General features: G+C 52.6%; 19 protein-coding genes. 10 read left to right on the top strand and 9 right to left on the bottom strand.

The features are described from left to right. Nucleotides 1–44: 44 nt before the first annotated feature. On the top strand, nt 45–695 hold the full coding sequence (locus tag CA13_RS32745; RefSeq protein WP_146404659.1) for a response regulator transcription factor: 651 nt from the start codon (nt 45–47) through the stop codon (nt 693–695). A gap of 2 nt (nt 696–697) precedes the next feature. On the opposite strand, the gene CA13_RS32740 is transcribed toward CA13_RS32745, so the two are convergent. Beyond that, the gene (locus CA13_RS32740) at nt 698–2329 is read right to left on the bottom strand and encodes an ATP-binding protein (protein ID WP_419195265.1); all 1632 of its coding nucleotides are present in this window, start codon (nt 2327–2329) and stop codon (nt 698–700) included. 250 nt (nt 2330–2579) lie between these two features. Beyond that, nucleotides 2580–2810 (bottom strand): membrane protein insertion efficiency factor YidD, encoded by a 231-nt coding sequence (yidD, locus tag CA13_RS32735; protein ID WP_146404305.1) that lies wholly within the window; start codon nt 2808–2810, stop codon nt 2580–2582. Nucleotides 2811–3056: 246 nt separating this feature from the next. On the opposite strand from yidD, the gene nusG reads away from it, so the two are divergent. The 5 genes from nusG (at nt 3057) to rfbA (ending at nt 8061) form a co-directional block, all read left to right on the top strand. Further along, nucleotides 3057–3617, top strand: coding sequence for a transcription termination/antitermination protein NusG (gene nusG, locus CA13_RS32730; protein ID WP_146404304.1), 561 nt, complete (start codon nt 3057–3059; stop codon nt 3615–3617). Then, nucleotides 3614–4639 carry a GDP-mannose 4,6-dehydratase gene (locus CA13_RS32725; RefSeq protein WP_146404303.1) on the top strand — a complete coding sequence of 342 codons (1026 nt, stop codon included), beginning with the start codon at nt 3614–3616 and terminating at the stop codon, nt 4637–4639. Before nusG ends, CA13_RS32725 begins: the two co-directional genes overlap by 4 nt. 199 nt (nt 4640–4838) lie before the next feature. Further along, entirely contained in the window at nt 4839–6233 is a 1395-nt protein-coding gene (locus tag CA13_RS32720) for a UDP-glucose 6-dehydrogenase (protein ID WP_146404302.1), read from the top strand. A 3-nt stretch (nt 6234–6236) separates the two neighbouring features. After that, nucleotides 6237–7106, top strand: a complete 870-nt coding sequence (locus CA13_RS32715; RefSeq protein WP_146404301.1) for a sugar nucleotide-binding protein — start codon at nt 6237–6239, stop codon at nt 7104–7106. An 82-nt stretch (nt 7107–7188) separates the two neighbouring features. After that, the gene (rfbA, locus tag CA13_RS32710; RefSeq protein ID WP_146404300.1) at nt 7189–8061 is read left to right on the top strand and encodes a glucose-1-phosphate thymidylyltransferase RfbA; all 873 of its coding nucleotides are present in this window, start codon (nt 7189–7191) and stop codon (nt 8059–8061) included. A gap of 30 nt (nt 8062–8091) precedes the next feature. Here the strand turns inward: rfbA and CA13_RS32705 are convergent, their stop codons facing one another. The 3 genes from CA13_RS32705 to CA13_RS32695 are packed head-to-tail and all read right to left on the bottom strand — an operon-like array spanning nt 8092 to nt 10762. Continuing rightward, the gene (locus tag CA13_RS32705) at nt 8092–8796 is read right to left on the bottom strand and encodes an FAD/NAD(P)-binding oxidoreductase (protein WP_146404299.1); all 705 of its coding nucleotides are present in this window, start codon (nt 8794–8796) and stop codon (nt 8092–8094) included. Between the two features lie 16 nt (nt 8797–8812). Then, nucleotides 8813–9973 carry an NAD(P)/FAD-dependent oxidoreductase gene (locus CA13_RS32700; protein WP_419195264.1) on the bottom strand — a complete coding sequence of 387 codons (1161 nt, stop codon included), beginning with the start codon at nt 9971–9973 and terminating at the stop codon, nt 8813–8815. A 54-nt stretch (nt 9974–10027) separates the two neighbouring features. Further along, nucleotides 10028–10762, bottom strand: a complete 735-nt coding sequence (locus tag CA13_RS32695; protein WP_419195263.1) for a TIGR04282 family arsenosugar biosynthesis glycosyltransferase — start codon at nt 10760–10762, stop codon at nt 10028–10030. A 186-nt stretch (nt 10763–10948) separates the two neighbouring features. On the opposite strand from CA13_RS32695, the gene CA13_RS32690 reads away from it, so the two are divergent. Genes CA13_RS32690 through ald form a run of 3 tightly spaced genes read left to right on the top strand, consistent with a single transcriptional unit; the run spans nt 10949 to nt 14971 of the window. Next, on the top strand, nt 10949–12553 hold the full coding sequence (locus CA13_RS32690) for a serine/threonine protein kinase (protein ID WP_146404297.1): 1605 nt from the start codon (nt 10949–10951) through the stop codon (nt 12551–12553). Between the two features lie 45 nt (nt 12554–12598). Next, complete coding sequence (locus tag CA13_RS32685; protein ID WP_419195324.1) at nt 12599–13837, top strand: lysophospholipid acyltransferase family protein; 1239 nt, start codon at nt 12599–12601, stop codon at nt 13835–13837. A gap of 30 nt (nt 13838–13867) precedes the next feature. Beyond that, nucleotides 13868–14971 (top strand): alanine dehydrogenase, encoded by a 1104-nt coding sequence (gene ald / locus CA13_RS32680; RefSeq protein WP_146404295.1) that lies wholly within the window; start codon nt 13868–13870, stop codon nt 14969–14971. Here the strand turns inward: ald and CA13_RS32675 are convergent. After that, nucleotides 14953–20694 carry an SdrD B-like domain-containing protein gene (locus CA13_RS32675; RefSeq protein ID WP_419195323.1) on the bottom strand — a complete coding sequence of 1914 codons (5742 nt, stop codon included), beginning with the start codon at nt 20692–20694 and terminating at the stop codon, nt 14953–14955. The genes ald and CA13_RS32675 overlap by 19 nt on opposite strands. A 177-nt stretch (nt 20695–20871) precedes the next feature. Beyond that, on the bottom strand, nt 20872–21945 hold the full coding sequence (locus tag CA13_RS32670; protein WP_146404293.1) for a WD40 repeat domain-containing protein: 1074 nt from the start codon (nt 21943–21945) through the stop codon (nt 20872–20874). Nucleotides 21946–22280: 335 nt separating this feature from the next. Between CA13_RS32670 and CA13_RS32665 the strand changes: the two genes are divergently transcribed. Next, a complete protein-coding gene (locus CA13_RS32665; protein ID WP_146404292.1) occupies nt 22281–23111 on the top strand; it encodes a family 16 glycosylhydrolase in 831 nt (276 codons plus the stop codon). A gap of 90 nt (nt 23112–23201) precedes the next feature. Here CA13_RS32665 and CA13_RS32660 read toward each other — a convergent pair whose 3' ends face one another. Then, nucleotides 23202–24275, bottom strand: a complete 1074-nt coding sequence (locus CA13_RS32660; protein WP_146404291.1) for a Gfo/Idh/MocA family protein — start codon at nt 24273–24275, stop codon at nt 23202–23204. A gap of 27 nt (nt 24276–24302) precedes the next feature. Then, complete coding sequence (locus tag CA13_RS32655; protein WP_146404290.1) at nt 24303–25541, bottom strand: extracellular solute-binding protein; 1239 nt, start codon at nt 25539–25541, stop codon at nt 24303–24305. Nucleotides 25542–25623: the final 82 nt, after the last annotated feature.

Below are 25623 nucleotides of genomic sequence, written 5' to 3'. Positions count from 1 at the left end.
AATCTACTTTTCGACCTTTCTTTGAGAAGTGAAATTTTGTGCATATGATTGAACCGAGCGACGATATGCCGCCCGTATACAATGCGGCAACCATGGGCGCCGAAAGTATTCTGTTGGTTGACGACACCTTGGTGTTGCGAGAGCGGCTGTCGCTTGCGATGCAGCAGCGAGGTTTTCGTGTTGAAACGGCAGCGAATTACGACGAAGCGGTTGAAGTGTTTTCTCAGCGGCCTACCGAATTGGCAGTGCTCGATCTTCGGATGCCAGGCAAAAGCGGACTCGAATTGCTTCGGAAACTGTTGCAGATGCAACCGAGTACGCGAGTGATTTTATTGTCGGGTTTCGGCAGTATTCCGACGTCAATCGACGCGGTTCGTGCCGGTGCAGTGAACTTCCTTAGTAAGCCAGCGGATGCCGACGATATCCTTTCTGCGTTTGCCCGTGGCGACGAACCGAGTGTGCCCGAAGGGACGACGGCGTTTCCGGCGCCCTCCCTTGCTCGCAACGAGTGGGAGCACATCCACCGTGTGTTATCGGAATGTGGTGGCAACATCAGCGAAGCGGCACGCCGGTTGGGGATCCATCGGCGATCACTGCAACGGAAACTGCGGAAACGTGCTCCGGAAGATCCGACGCTACCGGAATTCGATGATTTGGAAGATTTCGACGATGATGACGATTCCGGGGAAGTCTGAAATTAGTCCATCACTGAGAAATAGTTGTCGCAGGCGAAGTCGAAATATTCGTTCTTCAATTCCACTTTCAAATCGTTGTAGAGACAAAAATTCTTGACTTGCAGCAGCAAGTCACGCGGTTGGCAGTTTCGAAACGGTCGATTGACCGGCAGGTAATGCGTTTGGATCAAGTATTCGATCGCATCGGCTTGGTAGGGTATCTTTGTGATCTTGCACATGATTTCGAACAACTTGCGAAAGTCCGCTTCCGGCGGATCGGGTACTTCAATTTTGTAGGGTATTCGGCGTAGGAACGCGTCGTCGACCAAGTCCTTCGGTTCTAAGTTGGTGCTAAAAATCACCAATTGATCAAACGGGACTTGGATCTTTTTTCCGTTGGCCATATTCAAAAAGTCGTACCGTTTTTCAAGCGGAATAATCCAACGATTGAGCAACTGGTCGATGCTCATCTTCTGACGCCCAAAGTCATCGATGACTAAGGTCCCGCAATTGCTTTTTAATTGCAGTGGCGATTCGCTGATGTTGCTGTCGGTATTGGATTGCACTTCAAGCATATCGAGTGTGAGTTCACCCCCGGCGACGATCGTAGGTCGTTTGATCCGCACCCATCGTTTATCAAAACCTCCAATATCCAACAAACCTGCGCCTTGGTCAGGCATCGCAATTTCGTGATTCATGGGGTCAAAGACTCGAAGCACATTCCCGTCGATTTCGATCGCCCGAGGAATCCAAATGTATTTTCCGAATGCGCCGGTGACGCGTTCGGCGATCGACGTTTTTCCATTTCCCGGAAAGCCAAACAAGAACATTCCGCGTCCGCTAGCGACTGCGGGTCCGAGTCGGATAAGCATCTTGGGGTTGATCAACAAGTCTTGGAAGGCACGCTTGAGGTCCGGTTTTTTGGGATATTGTCCCTCGATGGTTTGATTTCGAACGCTCGCAACGTATTCCCGCAAGTCGACTGGACAGGCACCGAAATAGGTACAATCCAATGAGAGGTTTCTAGCCACTTCGCGGCCCGATTCCGTCAGAACATAGACGTAATCGTTGGTCGCAGTCGAACTTTTGTAGCCAACACGCTGTTCCATTTTTAAACGATCCAGCAATGGTTCGACCAAGCGAAAAGGTAGCTTGATTTGGTCCGCGATTTTTCGTCCTTCGCATTCACCGACGTTTCGCAAATAGCGGTAGACGATCGCCTCAAGTAGAGAGTCATTGATTCTCGATTCGGCAATATCTTCAGGCTCGGCAGGACGCCATGGCTCGTCTCGACTTGGCTTGAATCCTTTCGCCAACCGAGGACCGGAATCGTTCGGTCGCGGCGTGGTTGGAGATTTTTGCTTCAGGGGAACCGAGTTGACGCCGGAACTAGGTGTGGCAAGGGGGGGGGGCGTCGGCACGGTCGCACTAGACGGGGTTTGGCTTGCCCGTACCGGTGCTGGTGGTGGTGCAGGTGCAGGTTGAGAGGGCCGGGGAGCTTGGCGAGGTCTCTCAGGCTCCGGCGCAGCGGGTTGTCCATCGCCTGTGCGCGGTTCCTTGCTGAGCGAATGAATGCGCGAAATCAATGAATCGAGTTGGTCTTCCACAGGATTACGGTTTGCCCCGGTCTGTGGCGTTGTGTTGGGTCGGTTCATGAGTTTTGTCGGTCTGGCGGAAACGCGATGGAATTCTCTCTCTGAGTATCGGCATACACGGCCGGCAAATTCCGCGAGTCCGTAGCAGGGCAAATGGACCCCCTTTTTGGACAAAACTGAATTTCCTGAATAACCGGCACAACCGGAAAAGTTTGTCGTGGCCGTTCCAAGTCCTAGGTTGCGATTGAGCGATCGGAATGTTCAACATTCCCGGCCTGTGGAGATGTGAACTCCAACGCCTGCTGCGCCCTTACGGTGGATCGTAGCCACCGGGGTTCCACGGGTGACATCTCAGGATGCGTCGGACGGCTCGATAGCTGCCGCGAAGAATTCCGTAGCGTCGGATCGCTTCCATCGCGTATTGGCTGCAAGTTGGGGTGAATCGGCAATTTGGTCCGAGCAACGGGCTAATTGCCAATTGATAAAAACGGATCACCGCCACCAGGAGAGCGACAATCGCCTGGTGGATTCGTTTGAGCATGGTGAAAAATCCTTTGGATATTGGAAGCATTTGAGCCCGATGATAGTACGGGCCCGATGATGGTATGGGCCCGTTGATACTAGTTTGACAAACTGCCATCGACAACGGCATCCGGTGAAGCCTCAGCATGCATTGGCGGTCTGGTCGTGTCGGTAAGACCATTTTATGATGAAGCTTTAGATTCAAACGTATCGTTCAGACTTACAAAAAATCGATCCAGAACCTTCTTCTTATTAAGCAACTTTGATGCCCATTCTCCCCTCCGAACCTGATTGTTTGCCGGAGAATTTGCTCGAACGAGACGAAGCTCTGCTGGGGCGTTGGTGGATGATGTACACGAAGTCTCGACAAGAAAAGCAGTTAATGCGTCTGCTTCGCCAGCACAACGTTTGGCACTACGGGCCTTTGGTGCCTCAGCGAAAGCCGTCGCCGGCAGGGCGAGTTCGCACAACCTACATGCCGCTGTTTAGTAATTACGTCTTCGTTTGCGGCACGGAAGATGAATCACGTTACCAAGCGATCTGTACGGGCTGTATTTTGAAGGCCACCGAGATCACAGACGTGGAAGAGTTCGTTTCGGACCTCAAACAAATTCGTAGTTTGATAAATCTCGGCGTCCCATTGACTTTGGAAAGTCGTCTTTCAGCAGGGCAGCAAGTGCGCATTCGTACCGGTCCCTTTGCTGGGTACGAAGGAACGATCGTCCGTCGAGAGCAAGAGACGCGGCTTTTAGTATCGGTTCGTTTTATGGAGCAAGGTGTCAGCGTGAAACTCGAAGATTGCCAACTGGAATTGATCGACAAATGACTTCAGCACTGATTACCGGAATCACGGGACAGGATGGTTCGTACTTAACCGAACTCCTTCTGGAAAAGGGCTGCACGGTTCATGGTTTGGTGCGTCGCACCAGTATCACGCAGCGGACTCGTTTGGATCATTTGTTCCACAATCCGGCGATCTACAACAAGCAGTTGTTTTTGCATTACGCCGATTTGGATGACACCACGACGATCCGCCGCGTCTTTCTCAGCGCATTGCCAGACGAAGTCTACCATTTGGCAGGCCAAAGTCATGTTGGTGCTAGTTTCGAGATTCCCGAGACAACTTGCCAATTCACCGCGATGGGGACGCTAAAGTTACTGGAAATCTTACGCGATTTAGAAAAGCGACCTCGGTTGCTCCATATCAGCAGTAGCGAAGTGTTTGGGCGCCCCGATCAATCGCCGCAAGACGAGTTGACTCCGATGCGACCGGTTACACCTTATGGCATAGCGAAGACCTTTGCGACTCAAATGGTATCGCTATACCGCGAATCGTTTGGTTTGTTTGCCTGTAACGCAATTTGTTACAACCACGAATCGCCGCGTCGTGGCGAATCGTTTGTCACCCGGAAAATCACTCGTGCCGTAGCGGCAATTTCGCTTGGAATCGAGGATCATTTGACGCTTGGGTCGCTTGATGCCGAGCGAGATTGGGGCTATGCACCCGACTATGTCGAAGGCATGTGGCGTATGCTTCAACACGACACTGCGGATGACTTCGTTTTAGCCACTGGGACGATCAACCGCGTCGAAGATTTTTTGTATGCCGCTTTTTCATCGATGGACCTTGATTGGCGGGATTACGTGCGTCAGGACCAAGCGTTCGTTCGTCCATCGGAAGTTCAAAGGTTGGTCGGTAATCCCGCAAAAGCACAGCGTGTTTTGGGTTGGCAGGCCCGTACGACGCTACCGGAGTTGGCTCGCCGGATGGTCGACCACGACGTCAAAAAGTTAAAGTCGCGGCTTGAGTCTGGCAGTCTTTCGGGCCCGCCTGACACCAAAAGCTGAATTTCAGCGTGGCGGAACCATCGGCCGCTTTACATTTTTCATACGTGGACTAATGTCGAGAGTTTTCAGGGTGGGCAGTGTCGGAAAGGGTCTGACGTGCGACCTTCGAACATTAACTCCGTGACCAAATCCTCCATGACCAAATCCTCCGTGCTCAAGTCCTTGATCCAAGAAACCCATTAGTCGAACGAGAAATTTAATGAAGATTTGCTGTATCGGTGCTGGTTACGTGGGTGGTCCCACGATGGCGATGATTGCCAAGCAATGCCCCGAAATCGAAGTTCACGTGGTCGATTTGAATCGCGAGCGGATTGCCGCCTGGAATTCAGACTCGCTTCCGATCTATGAACCAGGCTTGGCTCAAGTCGTCGAGGAGGCTTTGGGACGAAATCTTAAATTTACGACTGACGTTGATGCCGCGATTATGAAAGCGGATATGATCTTCATTGCCGTCAACACGCCAACCAAAACGTTTGGCGTTGGTGCCGGGCGTGCAGCCAATTTGGAATTCGTGGAAAAGTGTGCCCGCCGAATCGCGGAGGTTGCCCAGGGGCACAAGATTGTCGTGGAAAAATCGACGCTTCCGGTGCGCACAGCCGAGGCAGTCAAGCGAATTCTGAGCGCAGCAAACGTAGACAATGGTGCGACATTCGATGTTCTGAGTAATCCGGAATTTCTTGCCGAAGGCACCGCGATTGATGATTTATTGAACCCCGATCGTGTGCTGATCGGGGGTGAGTCCGAAGCGGCGATTAAGGCTTTGGCCGATGTCTATGCGAAGTGGGTACCGCGAAAGCAGATCCTTACAACCAACCTTTGGAGCAGTGAGCTATCGAAGTTGACCGCGAATGCGTTTTTGGCCCAGCGAGTATCGAGTATTAACGCAATCTCGGCGCTCTGTGAAGCAACCGAAGCGGATGTCGACGAAGTGGCTCGTGCGATCGGAATGGATTCGCGTATCGGACCAAAGTTTTTGAATGCATCCGTTGGTTTCGGTGGCAGTTGTTTTCAAAAAGACATCTTGAACTTGGTCTATTTGTGCGAGCATTTTGGGCTTCGCGAAGTCGCTGCGTATTGGGAACAAGTCGTTCTCATGAATGACTTCCAAAAACGTCGATTTGCTGAACGCATTTGCCGAACCATGTTCAGCACCGTTAGTGACAAGAAGATCGGAATTTGGGGGTTCGCATTTAAGAAAGATACCAACGACACTCGCGAAAGTGCTGCGATTTATGTGTGCCGCGATCTGCTTCGCGAGCGAGCGAGACTTTCGATCTACGATCCGCAAGTGCCCGAAGCAAAAATACGTGCCGACTTGATCGCATCGATGGGCAATCTTTCCGGTACGGTTAGTGACATTGATCGTAAACTTGTCGAAACGAACGTGACCGTCGTTCGCGATGGATATGAAGCTGCCAAAGACGCACATGCCATCGCCGTGCTAACTGAATGGGACGAGTTCAAGGAGTACGATTTCAAAAAGATAATTGGCACCATGAAAGCGCCAGCTTTCCTCTTTGACGGTCGCAACGTATTGGATCGAACGATGCTCAACAAGCTTGGGTTCGAGACTTTTGGCATTGGAAAAAGCTAAGTAATGATTGTTGTACTTGGACGCACGGGGTACGTCGGAGGCGAATTCGCTCGGTTCTTCGATTCACAGGGGATCGACTTCTGTGGGGTGTCGCGACGAGATGTCGACTATACCGATCGTGATACATTGATCGGACTACTGCGTGAGACCAAACCTGAGTTTTTGGTCAATGCCGCTGGCTATACGGGCAAGCCGAATGTGGACGCCTGTGAAATTCACAAAGCGGAGTGTTTGGATGGAAACACCGTGTTACCAGGGGTGATCCGCGAGGCATGTGAGGAAACGAAAATTCCTTGGGGACATGTATCGTCGGGGTGCATTTATAGCGGTGCGCGACCCGACGGCAGCGGTTTTCGTGAGATCGACGAACCAAATTTCTCGTTCCGAACAAACAATTGCAGTTTCTACAGCGGTACGAAGGCCCTTGGCGAAGAAGTGCTCCATGGAGCCAAGGATTGCTACCTTTGGCGTTTGCGGATTCCGTTTAATAGTCAGAATTCGGAACGTAACTACTTGAGCAAATTGATGCGTTACGACACGCTGCTCGAAGCGACGAATTCGATTTCGCACTTAGGGGAATTTGTTAACGCGGCGTGGCAGTGTTGGACCAAACGCGTCGAGCCGGGGATCTACAATGTTACCAATCCCGGCAAAATAACCACTCGGCAAGTTGCCGCGATGATCAAGAAACACATGTTGCCTGAAAAAGAGTTCCGGTTCTTTGATGACGAAGACCAGTTCATGCAAATAGCAGCCAAGACGCCGCGATCGAATTGCGTGATGGATTGCAGCAAATTGCTCGGTACCGGAATCAAGCTAACAGCGGTCGACGAAGCGATCGAAAACTCGCTTAAAACATGGCGTCGAGCTTAACGGAACTCATCAAAGGAACACAAGTTGCTCGGGGGCGACGGTTTGCGATTCTCTCTCACGCTCTCGAAAGGCTTATTGTTTTATGAAAGGTATCATTCTCGCAGGCGGATCTGGGACACGATTACATCCGATCACACGTGCGGTCAGCAAACAATTGATCCCAATTTACGATAAGCCAATGGTTTACTATCCGTTGTCATCGTTAATGTTAGCGGGGATCAAGGACATTTTACTGATCTCGACGCCTCAGGACTTACCTGCGTTTGAGCGACTTCTTGGCGATGGCTCGCAGTGGGGGATCGAGCTATCGTACGCGGCCCAACCGAAACCCGAAGGGCTGGCACAAGCTTTTGTGATTGGAGCTGATTTTGTTGGCGACGATCGGGTGGCGTTAGTGCTTGGTGACAATATTTTTTATGGACAAGGTTTTCGAACGACACTGGCAAACGCAGCCGAGAAGGAAGTCGGCGCTACTGTGTTCGGTTACCGAGTTACTGATCCCGAACGCTATGGCGTGGTCGAGTTCGACGGGCAAGGAAAGGTCATGTCGATTGAAGAAAAACCGAAGCAACCCAAGTCGGCATACGCGATTCCTGGTCTCTATTTTTACGACAACTCCGTGATTGAGATTGCTGCTAACCTCAAACCATCACTTCGCGGCGAGTTGGAGATCACCGATGTAAATCGGATCTACATGGAACGAGGTGATTTGACGGTAGAGGTGTTCTCGCGAGGTTTCGCTTGGCTCGATACCGGAACAAAAGACTCACTGCTTGATGCGTGTAATTTCGTTGCAGCGGTCGAGAAGCGGCAAGGCTTGAAGATCGCGTGTCTTGAAGAGATTGCCTATGTTAACGGTTTCATTGACAAGACGCACTTGCTTGGCTTAGCCACCGAGTACAAAAGTGATTACGGCAGCTATCTTGAATCGGTGGCCAGGACGGCGCTGGTTTAAACTTCGCAAAAAAACCGAGCGGCTGATGGTTCAAACGCGACGGGGGCGATAGAGATCAAGATCGGGTCGGCCTCCCAGGCTCGCGAAGATTTGCGTAATCTGTCGCCGCCCCGCCTGGAGGTTTTTGGCAAGATCCGCATCGCGGGTTTCACCGATTCGAAAATGGTAGTCCGTCGGCACATCGAAACCGTGTTCGATACTGGCTTCGTCGCCAATCGCCAAGATCACCGCTTCGACGCGAATCGATGTTCCCGGCTTGCCTTCTTCGTCGACCGTCAAAAGGAAATCGGGCGGAATCGATTCGTCCTCAGCGCTATCTACTGTGCTTTGCTCGTCGTTTTTATCCTGCTCGATTTCGGCCAAATCGATGCGTGCGACCCGACATGGCATTCGAAGTCGTCCCGATAGCAAATCGCAATCGGCCAAAGCAACGAGTGCTCGTTCAATCCAATCGCGATAGGTCATCGGAAGTTGCATCGGCATTTTATCGGGCGATTGGGCTTCGATGGCTTCGATCGCAAGCGAAGACAGGCTTTGGTGCGGTAGCATTGGGAAGGGATCATCGATGACAGGACGCATCGAATGTCCGATCGCATTTGCTTCAATTAATGTGACGCTGTAACCCAGAAAGCGTCCGTACAAAGCGGCTTCGATACCGAGTGGGCCTGCACCGATGACGGCGATTGTTCCGGGAGGGTCTAAGGTGGCTTCGTTCGGATAGGAAGTTTCAGTCATGGTGATCTTGTTTTTTTTAAGATGCAAATTGTTGCTTGCCGACACGGAACGGTTCCAAGTCGACTTGGGGTGTTTGTCCCATCATGACATCGGCAAGGCAAACTGCGGTGGCCGGTGACAAATGGATGCCGCTGCGGTAATGCCCCGCGGCAATGTAGACATTAGAGATATCAGGCACTTTGCCAATCATTGGAAAGCCGTCGAAGGTCAATGGACGCAGCCCCGCGCACCGCTCTACGACCATTGCCGATTCGAGTTCGGGCAGCATGCCGACGGCGAAGCGGTGAAGTGCGTCAATCATCCCGTCGGTTGTTTCACAGACAAAACCAGTTTCTTCTTCACATGATCCGATGATGGTGTGTCCGTCATCGCGGCAGAGAACGTAACGGTTACCGACGTTGACGATTGAACGAAGGAGCGGATGATCGGTTTTGAGGACCAAGATTTGGCCTCGAATGGGAATCAGGCTGCGTTCCAATCGCAATTCGGGCGACAAGAGTCCCGACCAGCTACCACCACAAAGCACCACGCGATCTGCCTCGAACCATCGATTTTCGCATGACACCGCCGCGCCCGTCTTCGTCGTTCGTAAACGATCCACCGCGGTATGCTCGCCGATGGCGACACCGGTTTTTTGACAAGCGATTTGCAGAGCGCGAAGGTAATCCGGAGTTCGGATTTGGTATTCATCGGGAACCCACCACGCTGCTGTATCGTTTGAGTCCGACTGTTTAGCGAACCAAGGGCAAATCCGAGGTTCTCGTTTGCGCAGATGATCGATGGAAACACGTTCGCATTGGATATTTAGGTTTTCCCAATACTGAACCATCCCAGTCATCACTGCTATTTCGCCAGGTGTCGTGCCAAGGTAGTAGCCACCGCACCGGCGGAGTCCGATATCGATGCTGCTTAAATTGGCAAGCCGCTCGGCCAAAGATGGAAACAATCCATGGCTTAAGCCACGCAACTGGTCGATCGGATCCGTTGCCGATTGGAGATTTGCCGGTGGCAATATTCCAGCAGCGACTCGCGACGCGGAATCGCCGATTGTGCCACGGTCGAGCAATTGGACTTCGCATCCTCGCGAGGCCAGTTCGAGTGCCACATTGAGTCCAATTGCACCGCCCCCGACCACGATCACGGAAAAAGGTTTTAAAGGAGTGGGGCGGAGCGTCACGTTGATTGTCAAATTCAGGAAAAGGGAAAACGTCAGCCGGGCAGCCTGGGTTCGCTAAATCTCGAATTCCGCGGCGAGCGTTTCGATGCGGTCGGCAAAGGCACGACGAGACGGATCCGAGGGGCCGGAGGCAGATAGATGATGACGGAATCTCATCAGATCGTCGACCGTATCCACATCCTCTTTTAGTGGAAGAACCGCCGCCGACAGGCACGCCTCAGACGCCCGAGCCTTTGTCGTTTCGAAGACGTGGCAAGTGCCCCACTGCATCTCTCGAAAAAGACTATCAAATGCCTCTCTCCAAGGGGAACGCAATCCAATCAAGTAATAACCCCCATCGAGTGCTGGGCCGATGACGATGTCCTGATTGTGCAGGCACTGGGCAGCAAAATTGATCTCTTTTTCGCTGATTAACGGGCAATCGGTGCCAATAAGAATTACACTCGAAGGTTGTTCAGCCGTGTTCAAATAGGCCCGGAATTGTCTTGCCATCCGTTCGCCAAGGTCTCCATCCCCCTGGGGTGTGACGTTCCATGAGGACGTATCGAGGTCGTTTTCGAAGCGGGCAAGCGATGAGTCAGGCGTGACGGCGATGCTGCGATCGTCGCCAGTGGTTTCTAATGTTTGGTGGAGGTAACGGGTGAATTCGCAATGAAGCTTGGCGGCAGCCTGCATGCCGATGGCATTGCCGAGTCGCGTTTTGACGCGTCCCGGCGTCCAGTATTTGGTCAACATTACAAGTTGGACATGAGCGGGTGCATTTTTCCGGTTCGAGTCGATCCGATTCATGGGTCTATTCCCCCATAGGGGTTTGGTTTTTGAAATTTGGGCGTCCATGGTATAAAACATGGACGTGACATAAAAAGTAGCGTATTGTGAGTTTTTGGCTACGATAAGGTTACGCAACCATGACAGAAATGGTTATGCTCTTGTCTTATTATCCTTCTTGCTTGAGAGGTACAGCACCGGCAAGCTATGCCTAAAATTTCTTCGGAACGATTCCTCGAGATGGTCGAGCGAAGTGGCCTGGTCAACAAAGCGAAATTGGATCGCTTGGTGGAGAAGGTCCGCGCTAAACTTGAAGGGAAACTTCCCGAGGATGCTAAGAAATTTGGCCTCGTCTTCAAGAAGCAAGGTCTGCTGACCCAGTGGCATCTCGATAAACTGTTGGCCGGAAAGTACAAAGGCTTTTTCCTGGGCAAATACAAACTGCTCGGCCATATCGGCACCGGTGGGATGAGCAGCGTATATTTGGGCGAGCATGTTGGCCTGCACGATAAGCGGGCGCTCAAGGTGCTTCCCAAAAAACGGGTCAACGATTCGACCTACCTGGCACGCTTCAAGCTAGAAGCCCAAGCGATCGCGGCGCTTAATCATCCCAACATTGTTACCGCTTACGACATCGACAACGAAGGGGACGTTCACTTCATTGTGATGGAGTTTGTTGATGGCCTCGACTTGTTGATGCTTGTAAAGAGGGATGGTCCGCTCGATTTTTCAACCGCCGCCGACTTAGTTGCTCAAGCCGCTCGGGGCCTACAACATGCTCATTCACGGAACATCATTCATCGCGATGTGAAGCCAGCGAATTTGCTCTTAGACCCTAACGGACGTGTTCGGCTGTTGGACATGGGGTTGGCGTTGGTGTTGGCTGGCGAGGAAGAATCGTTAACGGTGGCGAACAACGAAAACGTTCTCGGCACCGCGGATTATCTTGCTCCTGAACAAGCTTTGAACAGTCACACGGTTGACCATCGGGCCGACATCTACGGTCTAGGATGCACGTTCTATTTCTTGCTTACCGGTCGACCACCGTTCAATGATGGGACGCTCGCCCAGCGGATCGCGAAGCATCAAAAAGAGATGCCAACACCGATTCGCAAGGTGCGTCCTGATTGTCCCGGCGAGCTTGAAGGCATTTGCATCAAGATGATCCAAAAAGACCCCGCCTACCGATATCAAAATGCATCGGATGTGGCCGAAGTGCTCGAGAGATTTGTCGCTCACGTGCCACGAGGGGCAAAAGTCGTTGCCGGACTGGGGGTGGACCCGTCGATTGATGACTCGGGGAGTTCATCCGAGATTCGCTTCGATGAGAGTTCCAAATCAGGTGGCCAATCCGATACATTGTCCAATCAAGGAGCTGAAACGATATCGGATGCTCGTTTGGCTCTGTTGCGAGGAGACGGGCTCAGTGCCAGTGATAGCGGGCGGATGGTCAATGTTCGCCCGCGGTCCGATTTGCTCGACGGCAGTTTTATCGATCTGCAAATCGAATCGGGTTATCGATCAAGCGGAAATCCGACCGATGTGAAACCGTCGAGTGGTTCGTCCAAGTCGGACAAGTCGAAGCTTTCGCACACTCCTTCAGGACGTTCGGGTGTCCATTTAGGTGATGAATCGGACATTTACGGTGCGTCCAACGAACGCAGTGGTTCGGGCAGCGGACGCCGGAGCGGTTCTTCACGTGGACGCAAAAAACAAGGAATTGACCCAATGCTACTCGGCGCGTTAGCTTTTGCGCTGTTTGTCGTTGCGATCGCGATCGGTTTTTATCTGGCGCGGATTACGTCGACCTAAGAACGCACTTCTATCGCTAGCGGAAACGAGTTCCGAACCTTGACTGTGATTCTTGACCGGCCTTACCAATTCATCCCTCCGAACCGCAACGATCTTTGGCCAGCGTTCATTCATGGGTTTCGGATTTTTGATCGCTACCTTCATAAAAAAGAAGGTGTCGTTTCGTACGAGTGTCGGAACGCTGAATTGCTTCGCGAAAGCGTAGATCGTGGTGACGGTATCTTGCTTGCCCCGAATCACTGTCGCTACGCTGATCCTCTCGTACTCGGTTGGCTTGCTCGATCATCCAAGCGTCATGTGTACGCAATGGCGTCTTGGCATTTGTTCAATACTGGGTGGTTTGACTCATTTGCGATCCAGCGGATGGGCGGTTTTAGCGTATTTCGGGAAGGCCCTGATCGACAATCTCTTGAATTGGCAATCGAGATTTTGGTCGAGGCTCACCGACCACTAATTTTGTTTCCCGAAGGAACTACCAATCGCACCAACGACATCCTCAAACCGTTACTGGACGGAGTAACCTTTATCGCGAGACAAGCTGCTCGACGAAAATCGAAAAGGGACGGTGGCAATGTTGTGATTCATCCGGTCGCAATCAAGTATCTATGTTCCGAAGCGATAGACGCTTGGGCAGGTGCGCAACTAGAACAAATCGAGACCCACCTCGGTTGGCGACGACCTCCGAAGCTGCCACTGCTCGAGCGGACACTTCGCGTCGCAGCGGCTCTGCTAAGTCTTCGTGAAGTAGAGTATTTGGGCTCGTCACGGAGCGGTCCGCTACCCGAACGACGGGATGCCTTGATTGAGCATTTGTTGTCCAGCACCGAAACTCAATTGGGGCTCGTCACGTCGGCGAACGAGGAACCGTCCGAAAAGCAAGATGCGCTGATCGATGTCCGGTCCCGTGTTAGAACGATTCGCAGCGCGGTGAACTCGCAATGGTTCGTTGGGAATCCGGACGACGAGGAGAGAATGGCTTTACGAAGCAATGTTGTCGCGGCTGACTTGGCACAAGAATTATTGTCCTATCCAAACGATTATCTCAATCGTGAATCGGTTACCGACACTCGCATCGTAGAAACGATTCAGCGGATGCAAGAGTCTTTTTTTGGCAAAGCAGACGTTGGCGTGCCGCTGCACGCTGTGATCGAAACCGACGATGCAATTCCGGTGCCTTGCGAAAAGGCTCCACGCGGCGTCGAAGATCCATTGCTGACTAAGGTTCGCGAACGATTAGGGGAAATGCTTGGCCGGTTGTCCAAAGAAGCCCGTCCCCTTTCCTGATAGAAACTGCCCAAACAAGCGGAACGTGAAATGATCATTGGTGTGCCCAAGGAAGTGAAGACCGACGAGTATCGCATCGCAGTGTTACCGGTCGGTGTCGAGGAATTGGTTTCTCGCGGTCATGACGTGTTGGTGGAAGCCGGTGCCGGCTTAGGCTCGGGGCTTCCGGATCATGATTATTTAAAAGCGGGTGCCGAGCTTTGTGCATCGGCGGACGAGATTTTTGAACGTGCGGATATGATTGTTAAAGTCAAAGAACCGCAACCGGAAGAATGTAGCAAAGTTCGATCCGGTCAAATTGTGTTTACCTATTTCCATTTTGCCGCCAGCCTTGAATTGACCAATGCGATGATTCAAAGCGGGGGAACCTGTATTGCTTACGAAACACTTCGCGATGACAACGGCCGCTTGCCGTTACTGACGCCCATGAGCGAAGTGGCGGGCCGAATGAGTATCCAACAAGGTGCGAAATATTTGGAACGGCCCCAAATGGGACGCGGCATTCTGCTCGGCGGCGTCCCTGGTGTTGCGCCGGCTCACATTACGATTTTGGGTGGCGGCGTGGTCGGAGCCAACGCAGCAAAGATCGCTGCGGGCTTTCAAGCGGATGTTGCGATTCTTGATACGAATCTTGATCGACTTCGCTATCTCGACGACGTGATGCCGCCCAACGTCAATTGTTTGTATAGCGATCGCTACACCATCCTCGAACAATTGCGACGAGCGGATTTAGTGATTGGATCGGTATTGATTCCAGGCGCAAAAGCACCGCAATTAGTTCGAGCCGAAGATTTGCGGTTGATGAACCCCGGTAGTGTGGTGATCGACGTTGCCGTTGACCAAGGTGGATGTATCGAAACAAGTCATCCGACGACCCACAGCCATCCGACGTTCATTGTCGATGATGTCGTTCACTACTGTGTCGCTAATATGCCCGGCGCGGTGGGGCGGACAAGTACGTTCGCGCTATGCAATGCGACGTTGCCTTGGGTCATCTCGTTAGCAGATAACGGACTCGAAAAGGCAATTGAGCAATTCACGCCGCTACGAGCAGCAGTCAATATCGATCGAGGCAATGTTGTCAACAAGGCGGTCGCCGACGTGTTTGGGTTACCCTACGCAGCGTCGTTGTAGTAGCCCGGTTCGTCTTTGCCATCACCGTCCCAATCGCCGACGATCGGTTGACTGTCATCGCTGTGACGCGGCACTTCAATGCGTTTGTCATTCCCCGTGATTTTTCCGTCGCCATCGCTATCGATGATCCATTGACCATCACGAATGACGGCGATTTCGTCGATTCCGTCACCATCAAAGTCGCCAACAATCGGCTCATCGCCTGGGCGACCGAACTCGGCTCGTTCGTCTTTGCGTGTTAGACGGCCGTCACCATCACTATCTAGGATCCACTTGCCGCCACGGAAAATGGCAATTTGACTTATGCCGTCTCCGTTCCAGTCACCCGAAACGGGCGTGTCGATTTGCTCGCCATATTGGAACACATGGTCCACTGCGTCTGCGCGTAGGGTGCCTTTGCTGCCGCGACGCAACAATCGTTCGCGGTCTTCACCACGGTCTTCGCGATGTCGAGCCAAATCGTCGGCCGATAATTGACGACGACGGACATTTTCGGGGTCGGGTAATCCGGGGTCCTTCTTAATTCGTTGGGGGTCGCGATGCCATTGGCGTCCGAAGATCCCGATGTCATCCTTGCCGTCACCATCCCAATCCCCGACGACAGGGCGATCCAGTTCCGTTCCCAGTTTGATCCACAAGTCGCCTTGGTCCCACCGGCCGTTCCCGTTAAAGTCGACGAACCAATTGCCATCGACGTAGATCACGGCTTCATCGGCGCCGTTTCCGTCAAAATCACCTGTCAACGCGATGGCGTTCTCTTCACCAATCGTCATTTTATCAGCGATCTCCATCAATTCGCCGTCGGAGTTGACAATCACCCAGCGTCCCTTGGTGTGTTCCCCTTCACTCCAATTCTCGTGCCGCATTTGAGCACTGACCGCACGAATGATCGCATCACCCTGTTCACCCCCGCGAGGGAAACCACCGTTGATGACGCTCAGATGCCACGATACCGCCCACTCGTCATCGGCGACCATGGGCGGCCGAATCGAATCAATTTGGCCGAACGAAATGATACGATCGTACTTTTCAAAGGTTTCAATCGGAGCGAGGACATCAGGCAATTCTGCTGGTGGATCAATCAGTTGCGGAATCTGAACATCGGTCACGATGACTTCGCTAAAGTTGTTATCTTGACTTGTACCACCCGCTGTCAGTGAGATGTTCAAAATAGCGTCGTTGTTCGGGTCCGTCGCCTCGCTAAGTGCGAGAGTCTGGATGATGATTCGGCCCTCATCATTCATTGCGTCGGCTTCATTCACGGCCAAACCGCCAGTGGTTCCCGGCGTATCCAAACCGTCGATATAGTCTTCCGGTTGGACTTGGTACACGTGATAGGTACCAGGCCGTAGACCTTCGAATTCATAGTAACCGGTGTCGTCGGTCGTCACGCGGATTGCTCCATCCGCATAGACGCCCATCAACGCTCGGTCGGATGTAAACGGTTGCCCGAGAACATTTCGCAGTTCAAGTGTGACGTTGCCAAGAAGAATGTCATCGTTCGTCAGCTTGCCGTCACGATAGTTGCGAAGGTCTTCAGCAGAAATCGGCTCGCCCGTCGCAATCGCACCACCGTCTTGGAATACGTAACCTGATATCGTCGCAGGTGGGATCTCAGGGAAATCATAGTTGATCGCGTCCGTTCCACCGGATAGTAGAATACCAACGATCAAGTCATCACCACCAACAGTTCCACCTGCGGACCCAGGCAATTGGCTGCCATGGAACAGACTCGAAGGTTGTGATTCACGTACCGAATAGACACCGGGTGCCAGGTTTCCAAATTCGTAATTGCCTTGCGAATCCGTTCGCGTCGTGGCGATCATATTTCCTTTTGCATCGAGCAGTTCCATGCGGACGCCAGAGATTTTTACGTCGCCGGAATCGTACTTCGAATTGATGTCCGTTTCACTCCACACCGCACCGGTGATTCGCGAAGGCTCGCGTTCACAGAAGTTGTAATCAATCACGTCATGGCCGGCGGAAAGATTCAATGCCAAGTGGTCTTGCTCGACTACTTCACCGCCACCGCTACCGATATGCTGACTGCCTTGGAAGTAGCCGGTTGGTTGCAATTCAACAATGTGGTAACGTCCCGGTGGCAAATTCGTGAACGAGTACAATCCCAGGTCATTCGTCGTCGTAGAGCTAATCAGCGTGCTGTTATCGTCGCGAAGTTCGATCGTTACTCCGGCAAGGGGGCGTTCACCAGGATCAATTTCGCAATCGCCGTCTTCGTCAACGTGAACGAATCCAGTTATCGACCCAGGAGGCAATTCACAGAAGTTGTATTCGGTTTCATGGTGGCCCGGTTGTAGCGTCATTTCCAACAAGTCGTCACTGACCACACGCCCGCCACCGCTGCCGACCGTTTGCCCGCCTTGGTAGTAACCGGTCGGTTGTCGCTCGAAGATTTGGTAGTCGTCCGGCGCGAGACCTTCGAATTTGTATTCGCCCTGCGAATTGGTTTGTGTCGTCGCGATAGTCTGGCCAGTACTATTGCGCAGTTCAATCGTCACGCCGCTAAGAGGCGGTTCGTCCACGTCGCGTTCACAATCACCGTCGTTGTCGACATAGACGATGCCGCTAATGGATCCCGGTGGAATTTCACAGAAGTTGTATTCGGCAATGTCGGCGCCGGCAAGCAATACGGTCCCAAGTCGATCTTGTCCGATCACGCGCCCACCGCCATTGCCAACGGTTTGCCCACCTTGGAAGTAACCATCCGGTTGTGTTTCAACGATTTCGTATTCACCGGGAGCCAGGTCGCTAAATAAATAGCGGCCTTGGGAGTCGGTTTGCGTTTGTGCAAGCACTTTGCCCGTGGCGTCTTTCAATTGAATCACAACACCTGCCAACGGAGCTTCACCCGGATCTCGGACGCAATCCGAATCTGCGTCGACATAGACGACTCCGGCAATCGAACCCGGTTCGATTTCACAAAAGTTGTACTGCGTTAGTCGATCGCCCCAGCCGATTGGAATTTCAGAAATCGCATCTTGGACATCGGCTTTTCCACCGTGACTGCCAGCGGTTTGACCACCCTGTAGCCATCCTGTTGGCTGGATTTCCCGGACGGTATAGTTGCCGGCGGGTAAATGGGTGAAGTGGTAATTCCCCGCTGCATCGGTTTGTGTTGACGCTATCCGAACTCCGCTGCTATCGTAAAGTTCGACAACGACGTTCTCGATACCGATTTCGCCAATGTCAAGCAGACAATCACCGTCATTGTCGGCAAAGACCACGCCACGGATCTCGGCTGGTGGTTTTTCACAGAAATCGTAATTGACGGCAACTTCGGCAGATGCCAAAACAATATTGCCGATTCGATTTGGTGGGTCCGCGATGCCTCCGGCGGATCCTGCTGAGGAAGTGCCCTCGAAATAACCTTCGACGGTTCCTTCGATTACCGTGTATTCACCTGGTTTGATGTTAGTGAATTGGTAGGTCCCGTCGTCCGCGGTTTTGGTTTTTGCAACTTGGTTCCCACTGCTGTCGAGCAAACGGATGTCGACGCCCCCAAGCGTTGGTTCGCCGGAATCGTAGGTGCAGTCATTGTCCATGTCGACATGAACGCGGCCTGCAAGCGACGCGCCGACCAACTCGCCAAAGTTGTATTGGATCCCGATGTCACCTTGTTTTAGTTGCACATCGACAATGGAGTCACTGTCGTTTTCCACCCGACCAGTGGTATTGCCGCGAATCGTACCGGGTGTGTCCTTGCCGTCGTAGAAATTTTTCGGTTGCGACTCAACTAATCGATAGCTGCCGGGAACGATGTCGCGAAATTCATAACGACCGTTCGTATCGGTGGTTGTCGTCGCTACGACATTGCCCGACGCGTCGACGAGCGAAATAGTGGTTGCTGGGATCGCTTCTTCACCCGCGTCTCGATTTCCGTCATCGGATTGGTCGTGATAGACAAACCCGCTGATGGCCGCCGGAGCGATTTCACAAAAATTGTATTCGACGCCGACACCCGCTGCGGTCATCGATATTTCGCGGATCAATCCGCCGTCGATTGCGGTTCCGGTTTGGATGCCATCGATTGTACCTGCGTGCGATTGGCCGTCCATTAATCCATTGGGCGTGAATTCGATGATTCGATATCGGCCAATTGGCATGTCGTTGAATTCATAATTTCCGTCAGCTCCGGTGCGAGTTTGTGCAATTGTTGTTCCGAATTCATTTTGCAAAACCACTTTTACATCCGCCAACGCCTGGTTCCCGGGCGCATCGTGTTGGCCATTGCAGTCTTGACCGGGGGCAACGAGGTAGACGAAACCCGAGATTGACCCGAATGGGGTCTCGCCAAAGTTGTACTCGATTCCAGCGTCGGCACCGTCGAGTTGGATGTCGCGGATCGCGTCACCGGGGATATCGGCAATCCCGACTACTTGGCCGTTCACCGTACCGGCGGCGTCGATTCCGTCGTTCAAATAGGCTGGCTGGTCAACTTCGATCGCTTCATAGGTTCCTGGCGCAAGCCCATTGAAACTGTAGGAGCCGTCGGCTGCCGTTGTCGCTGTGACGACCGATTGTGGCGAGATCGTGTTGACGGGAACCAATTGGATGCGGACGCCCGCAATGCCAACTTCTCCGGTATCTCGGCGTCCATCGTTGTTGTCGTCACGGTAAACGAAACCGGCCAACGACGCAGGTTGAGCTTCGGCAAAATCGTAGCGGATCGCATCGGTATCTCCGAGCGGGATTTCGATATCACGAATGATGTCCATTGATTCGATATTGCCGCTGGCCACGCCTGCGACATTGCCGGGGATCGCAGCAACGCTGTACAGACCGGGCGGTTGCGTTTCGGCGATGCGGTAGCGTCCGGGGGAAATCCCCAGCGTTTTTGCGAACAGATACTCACCGTTATTGTCGGTGATCGCTCGATTTCCCGTGTCGGCATAGCGATTGGTGACGCTGTCGTATTTCCAAAGCGCAATCTCGACTCCCGTTAGCGGGCTCTCACCGGCGTCGCGAGTCTGATTGAGATTGTTGTCGAGCCAAACTTGACCGGAGATCGAGATTGGTTTGGGGATTTGATTCGTACTAGCGACGGCGGCCGCAGTTCGGTTCGGCAGACTGTCCGTCCCAGGCCCTTCGTCGGGCGGCAGGTCGAGACCTTGCGAAGCGGCGGGATCGCCGTAGTCATTTAGAAAGATAGCATCGGCGTGACTGGTTTCGTAATGGGGCGCGTTGAAAGTCGCTTCCAGAATCGAGTCTTGGAACTCTTGGCCTGATGCGATGACATCGAGCCGGCTGTTGAATAAATCCAAATCCGAGACATTGCGGAGAACTTCGTCCATATCAAGAGTGAACTCGATACGGTCGCCTGATTGGAAACCGGATAGGCGGAGCACCAATTCCGTTCCGCCATCTTCGACTGTTGCCGAGGCGTTGATCGCATGGCCATCGGTCGATTGAGTACGGACGATCTGGAAATCATGAGCCCCATTTTTTCCACGACCGCCGATTTGAGTGTCGAAGATAAGATCGCCGACGGACATGCCGTCATTGTCTTTGTCTGTGCGGATGCGCAGTTCCGTGAGTTCGGTGTTCGCTGCGCCACCGGTGAATGACAAAATGAAACGGTCACCGCGGGAATCGCTACCGACATCTTGGTCCGACTCAAGGTAGTCGGTTTCGATGTAGACAACGCCGACGTGAATCGGATCCGCAGCAAGCAAACGCCGCATTTCAAGCCGCTCGGGAACCATTACACGCCGTTTGACATTTTTGGTTCGCGCGTTTGATTTTCTTCGTTTCTTTCCAAATTTCCAATTCACCCGAGGCACCTCCGTGTGCACTTGGTCGTCTTTTCGCTAGCGTTGTATATTTTGGTATTTACATTAGCCACCGTTCCAGCGAAACGATCGGCAGGTCGAATCGATGGTTTATCGTTCGAGGTTGTTTTCATTTTCGGCGATTCGCCGTCCAGCGCGGTTCAGGTCACTGATGCTCCATCGGCGAAGTGTCGCATCGAATCCGCCTGAAAAGAGCATTCCACCGGTCGCCGTCAGAGTTGAGATCGATCCGATATGGCCATCGAGCGTATGGCTAACGGTGCCGTCATCGGTGTTTACAATTCGGATTGCATTGTCCGAACCGGCCACGGCAATGTGTTGGCTGTCGATCACGGTGACGGCAAACAATCGCCCTGAGGTGACTTGCAGTTTTTGGAGTATTTTCTGTTTTTCCGTATCAAATACGACCACCTTTCCATCCTCTCCAACGGTGACGGCGGAGTTGGCCTCGCGGTGAAACGTGATATCGCGAATGCGCCCTTCATGCAGATGTTTGTCAGCAATAAGAGTTCCTGTGGCAGGATCGAACAAGTGTAAATCACCGCTTCGCCCACCCACTGCGATTACCCGCCGGTCGTCTCGATAGGCTACCGCGCGAAGGTCGTTGCAGTCGCAAGCGAATTGGGGCGTTCGATCGACGGGGCGGCCGATGATGTAGACTTTTCGGTCGAATCCGACGGCGGCCATTTCGGCGATACCGGGAGCGAACCGAACGCATGCCAATGCAGGAGTATCCTGCATCCGTTGGATGATCTCGAATCTGCGGATGCGATCCCAAACGATCAATTGACCGTCGTTGCCCGCCGAAACGAGCGACTTTCCAGATGAATCAAACGCTAAGGTACGAACCAAGTCGCGATGGCCCCTGAGCGCTTGTTTCACCTTCAAGGTTGCGGTTTCGAGGATTCGGATCACATGGTCGTCCCCGGCGGCAGCTAGCAGTTCGCCGCGTGGGTCCGATGCGACGGCGGTGACCACCACCGGAGCGGTTTGGTTGCCGATGGGGTCGAGTCGAATCGTGCGACTGGGTATCGTATCGTGAGCCAGTGCTGTGATCACAGTTGGTGATTCAGCCGAGGACGAGTTTGGACCGAGTACGGTAATCCAACTCGCGCTGAGCCCAATCAGCCCAAGCAGACGGCGACGTGATAGCGTTCGTTTCATTAGTTTTTCCCCCAAACAACAGCCCGAAATCGATCGGAATGGCCAATCGCGTTGGCGATCGATCGACACGGTGGTTCTTCTATGGTGAGTTTCACGCAAGGAACATTTTTCGTTCGAGCGCGCAGACCCTCATGGGTCTAAGATCGGCAACCATGAAAATCCGCATGACCCGAACAATCGGAAAAGTCGATGAACCGCAAAAAAGTCGCGGATTGGTCCGCGACGGCAACGATGGTTCTAATGCCGTTGAAAAAGTGCTTTCCCACGTATAAACGGATATAATGCCCAGAATCTTGTCGCCTTTTCCTTCACGTTCCTCTCACGATTTCGGAACAATGAGAAAACCACTCGCACTCCTGTTCTTTCTGCTCGTAACCCCCTGTATCGCGGAACCCCCTCAGCCAACCGATGGATTCGAGTGGAAACTTGACGAACGGTTTTCAGACGAATTCAACGGTAGCGAACTCGATCGCAGCAAATGGCTCGACCACCATCCCTTTTGGAAAGGGAGGCCGCCGGCGAAGTTTGATCCGTCGACGTTATCGGTATCCGATGGCATGCTTCGGATCCACAATAGGATGCTCGATGAACCCGAAGGTGACTACACCATCGCGGGTGGAGCGGTTGTTTCAAAGAGTAATCAGGCTCACTACGGCTACTATGAAGCGAGATTGAAAGCATCCAATATTTCCATGTCCACGACGTTTTGGATGAGCAACCGCAGTGCCCCGTATGGCGATGGGGAAGCCTCGCAGGAGCTCGACATCGTTGAAGCGATCGGTGCTCCGCAGCGATTTCCTAATTGGAATCGGCAATGGAAACCCAACACACACTTCTTTTATACCGTCAATGGCGAACGCAAAGGATACAGCCAAAATGATAGCGTCGCTCTCGACCCGCCTTCGGGAGAGGCGTTTCATACGTATGCCGCATGGTGGGTCGATGCAAATACCGTGCACTACTACCTTGACGATGTTCATTGCATGACGGTGCAACCGAGTACCGAGGTTAGCCCTAAACCCTTTGATCGTCCTATGCAAATCAACATGGTTACTGAGACTTACAAATGGGAGACAACGCCAACACCCGAGGCGATCTCCAATGATGAGATCAATTCAAGCTATTACGACTGGGTTCGAGTCTATCAGTTAGTCAAGAAACCCTAAGTGCCTGTTGCCAATTATTGTGACGTGAGCACAGGCGTCACAACGGTTTGAAGCAAAGTTGGACCCGGTGCAAATCGATTTGGGCTCGTTCTAAACACCGTAGTCGACTTTGCTGCCACCGTTCGCATTCGATTCGTATGCAGCTTCGACACATGCCATTGTCCGCATCACATCGTCGATATTGGTAGGCATCGAATCGGCGGTTCCTTCTAAATGTCGCTGGACGGACGCCATTGTGCCAACGAACGCCTCGGGAAACCACGAACCTTCAAGCTGAACGGTTTCCCACTTTGGGGGGGCGTCTTTGTTCAGCAAACAATACTCAAAGTGATCGGGCACTCCATCGGGATAATTCATCAGCAATCCCATCTTTGCCTTGACTGCGCCCTTGGTTCCTTCCCACTTGATATAGCTTTGTTGGTTGTGCGGTCCGAAGTCGTGACCGTGATTTGTCAAAATCGTTGCTTGAATCTCGTCGCCGTAATCCATGATGATTGTGCTTCGTGTCGATGCCAGTTCCGCTTGTTTGGGGTGCTTCACCGTCCGCGCATAGATGTTTTCCGGATCGCCAAAGAACGATCGGATCAAATCGACGTAGTGAATGCTGTGTTGTTGAATCTCCACTCGCGGAAGCGGATGAATATGAGGGAACAAATGCCACGGCGTGTACACTTCAACGTGAACTTCGAGGTGGTGCAACTCGCCAAGCAATCCCTGATCCAATAGCCACCGCGTCGCCATCACGAACGGAGCAAACCGCAATTGGCAATTGATCGCAGCTTGATGGCCTTTTTCGTGGCATTTGTCGCGAATCGCAAGTGTCTGAGCCCAGTCATCGCCCATGGGTTTTTGGATCAGCACATGCGAGTTTTCCGGTAGCTTGTCGAGCACATCCACAAACTGAGGCGGCATCACCGCGATGTCCCAAACCACTTCCGACGGGGCATCGGCGACCGCTTGTTCAATCGAATCGTACACATTGGGAATGTCGTACTGCGCCGCTAATCGTCGCGCCTTTTCGATCGTTCGATTGTAAATTCCGTGAACGGTAAGGCCCGCCTGTTTGTAAGCGGGCAAGTGAGCATCTTTGACAATTCCACCGGCACCCAAAATGATGATGGGAACGCCACGCGTTGGAAGTTCGGGTTTGTATTGGATGTCCATCAGTGTGTCCTCGGGAAAAGTGAAAGATTAAACCATGGAGTCGATGCGTTTCTGTGCGTCGGACGTGATTTCTTCGATCGGAGTATCGCTATCCATCGTTCGTAGCACTAATTCGTCGATTGCTTCTGCCAACTGAGCCCAATTGGCTAGTCGTGGCAAGGTACGTGCGTGTTCGTGCAAAGCTTCTAACCGATAGTAATAGGGAACCTCGCGATTCACATCCTTGTCGTGCCACGTGCTTATTCGGCACCCCGTGCCGCCATTGAGTGTCAATCGTTTGTCGTTTTCAGGATTGATCATGTAGCAAATGAAATCGTACGCAATTTCAGCATGAGGCGATCCGGAGCCGATTGCGTAAATCCAGTAACAGTTAAGTGAAGCGGAGTCGCAGCCCGGTGCATGTGGAATCGGTGCCAGGTCGACTTTGCCCTTCACGACACTCTCGGCAACCACTTCGCTCATCGAAGCGAAACCGAACCAATTGACCATCATCGCCACTTCGCCGCGCGCGAACGCAAGGCCTGATTTCACCGAATCGTAGGTGCGACATTCGGGGTGAATAGCAGACGAATCTTGCAGCAGTTTTCGGTAGTATCGCATGGCTCCGTGTGCCGCAGGTGAATCGACGACCACTCGACCATTGGAATCGACTAGTTCGCCACCTCGCGTCCAAACATGCAATGCAAAGTCAAACACCGTGTTGTGACCATCCGGAAAGCCAGCGACAACGGTGCCGTACAGGTTTTCCTCAGGACGGGTGAAGAATCGTGCGATTTCGTGAAAGTCATCCCAAGTTTCCGGTAGCGTCAGATCCTTGCCCTTTTGACTTTTGTACGCTTGCTGGTTCGTCGGATCAGCGAATAAGTCTTTGCGATAGATCAAGCACTCCGGTCCATCGTGAAAGGGGACACCGACAATGGAATCGCCAAAGTCTTGAAAGCCTAGCATCGACTCAGACCAACCAGCGGGGAAATCATGAGGCGGCTTTAGGTTAAGCCTTGAACGCAAGTTCAATAGTGAGTCAGTCGCGTGTGCCTCGGCAATGAAGTCGGTCGTGACATGGGCAATGTCCCAATCGCCATCATGTAATCCGCCGCTACCGATGGTTGCCTCGTGAAGATCGTGCAAGTCCATTGCGACCGCGTCCAATTGCATTTGGCAACCGGTTTGCTTGCAGTACGCTTCCCACATTTCTGCGATCGATCGTTCGAACGGTTCGAATTCCCGAACCGCGATTCGCAAAACATCTTTTCGGTTGGATGCCATTTCTAAGCTCTCTTGATTACAAACGCGTCTGGTCCATTTGGCATCCTGCCACAATCTTTTAGTTCCTTCGTTTGCTGTTAAA

This window comes from Novipirellula herctigrandis (assembly GCA_007859835.1).
Lineage (GTDB): Bacteria > Planctomycetota > Planctomycetia > Pirellulales > Pirellulaceae > Novipirellula_A > Novipirellula_A herctigrandis.
Note: the sequence above shows the minus strand (reverse complement) of the source record. Positions and strands in the feature narration are given on the sequence as shown.

Coding starts and splice junctions, on each gene's coding strand:
- CA13_RS32660 (WP_146404291.1), bottom strand. CDS start 24,275: ATGGACATCCAATACAAACCCGAACTTCCAACGCGTGGCGTTCCCATC.
- yidD (WP_146404305.1), bottom strand. CDS start 2,810: ATGCTCAAACGAATCCACCAGGCGATTGTCGCTCTCCTGGTGGCGGTG.
- CA13_RS32690 (WP_146404297.1), top strand. CDS start 10,949: ATGCCTAAAATTTCTTCGGAACGATTCCTCGAGATGGTCGAGCGAAGT.
- nusG (WP_146404304.1), top strand. CDS start 3,057: ATGCCCATTCTCCCCTCCGAACCTGATTGTTTGCCGGAGAATTTGCTC.
- CA13_RS32665 (WP_146404292.1), top strand. CDS start 22,281: ATGAGAAAACCACTCGCACTCCTGTTCTTTCTGCTCGTAACCCCCTGT.
- CA13_RS32720 (WP_146404302.1), top strand. CDS start 4,839: ATGAAGATTTGCTGTATCGGTGCTGGTTACGTGGGTGGTCCCACGATG.
- CA13_RS32675 (WP_419195323.1), bottom strand. CDS start 20,694: ATGGTTCCCGAGCGGCTTGAAATGCGGCGTTTGCTTGCTGCGGATCCG.
- CA13_RS32655 (WP_146404290.1), bottom strand. CDS start 25,541: ATGGCATCCAACCGAAAAGATGTTTTGCGAATCGCGGTTCGGGAATTC.
- CA13_RS32705 (WP_146404299.1), bottom strand. CDS start 8,796: ATGACTGAAACTTCCTATCCGAACGAAGCCACCTTAGACCCTCCCGGA.
- ald (WP_146404295.1), top strand. CDS start 13,868: ATGATCATTGGTGTGCCCAAGGAAGTGAAGACCGACGAGTATCGCATC.
- CA13_RS32695 (WP_419195263.1), bottom strand. CDS start 10,762: ATGAATCGGATCGACTCGAACCGGAAAAATGCACCCGCTCATGTCCAA.
- CA13_RS32740 (WP_419195265.1), bottom strand. CDS start 2,329: ATGAACCGACCCAACACAACGCCACAGACCGGGGCAAACCGTAATCCT.
- CA13_RS32670 (WP_146404293.1), bottom strand. CDS start 21,945: ATGAAACGAACGCTATCACGTCGCCGTCTGCTTGGGCTGATTGGGCTC.
- CA13_RS32745 (WP_146404659.1), top strand. CDS start 45: ATGATTGAACCGAGCGACGATATGCCGCCCGTATACAATGCGGCAACC.
- rfbA (WP_146404300.1), top strand. CDS start 7,189: ATGAAAGGTATCATTCTCGCAGGCGGATCTGGGACACGATTACATCCG.
- CA13_RS32715 (WP_146404301.1), top strand. CDS start 6,237: ATGATTGTTGTACTTGGACGCACGGGGTACGTCGGAGGCGAATTCGCT.
- CA13_RS32725 (WP_146404303.1), top strand. CDS start 3,614: ATGACTTCAGCACTGATTACCGGAATCACGGGACAGGATGGTTCGTAC.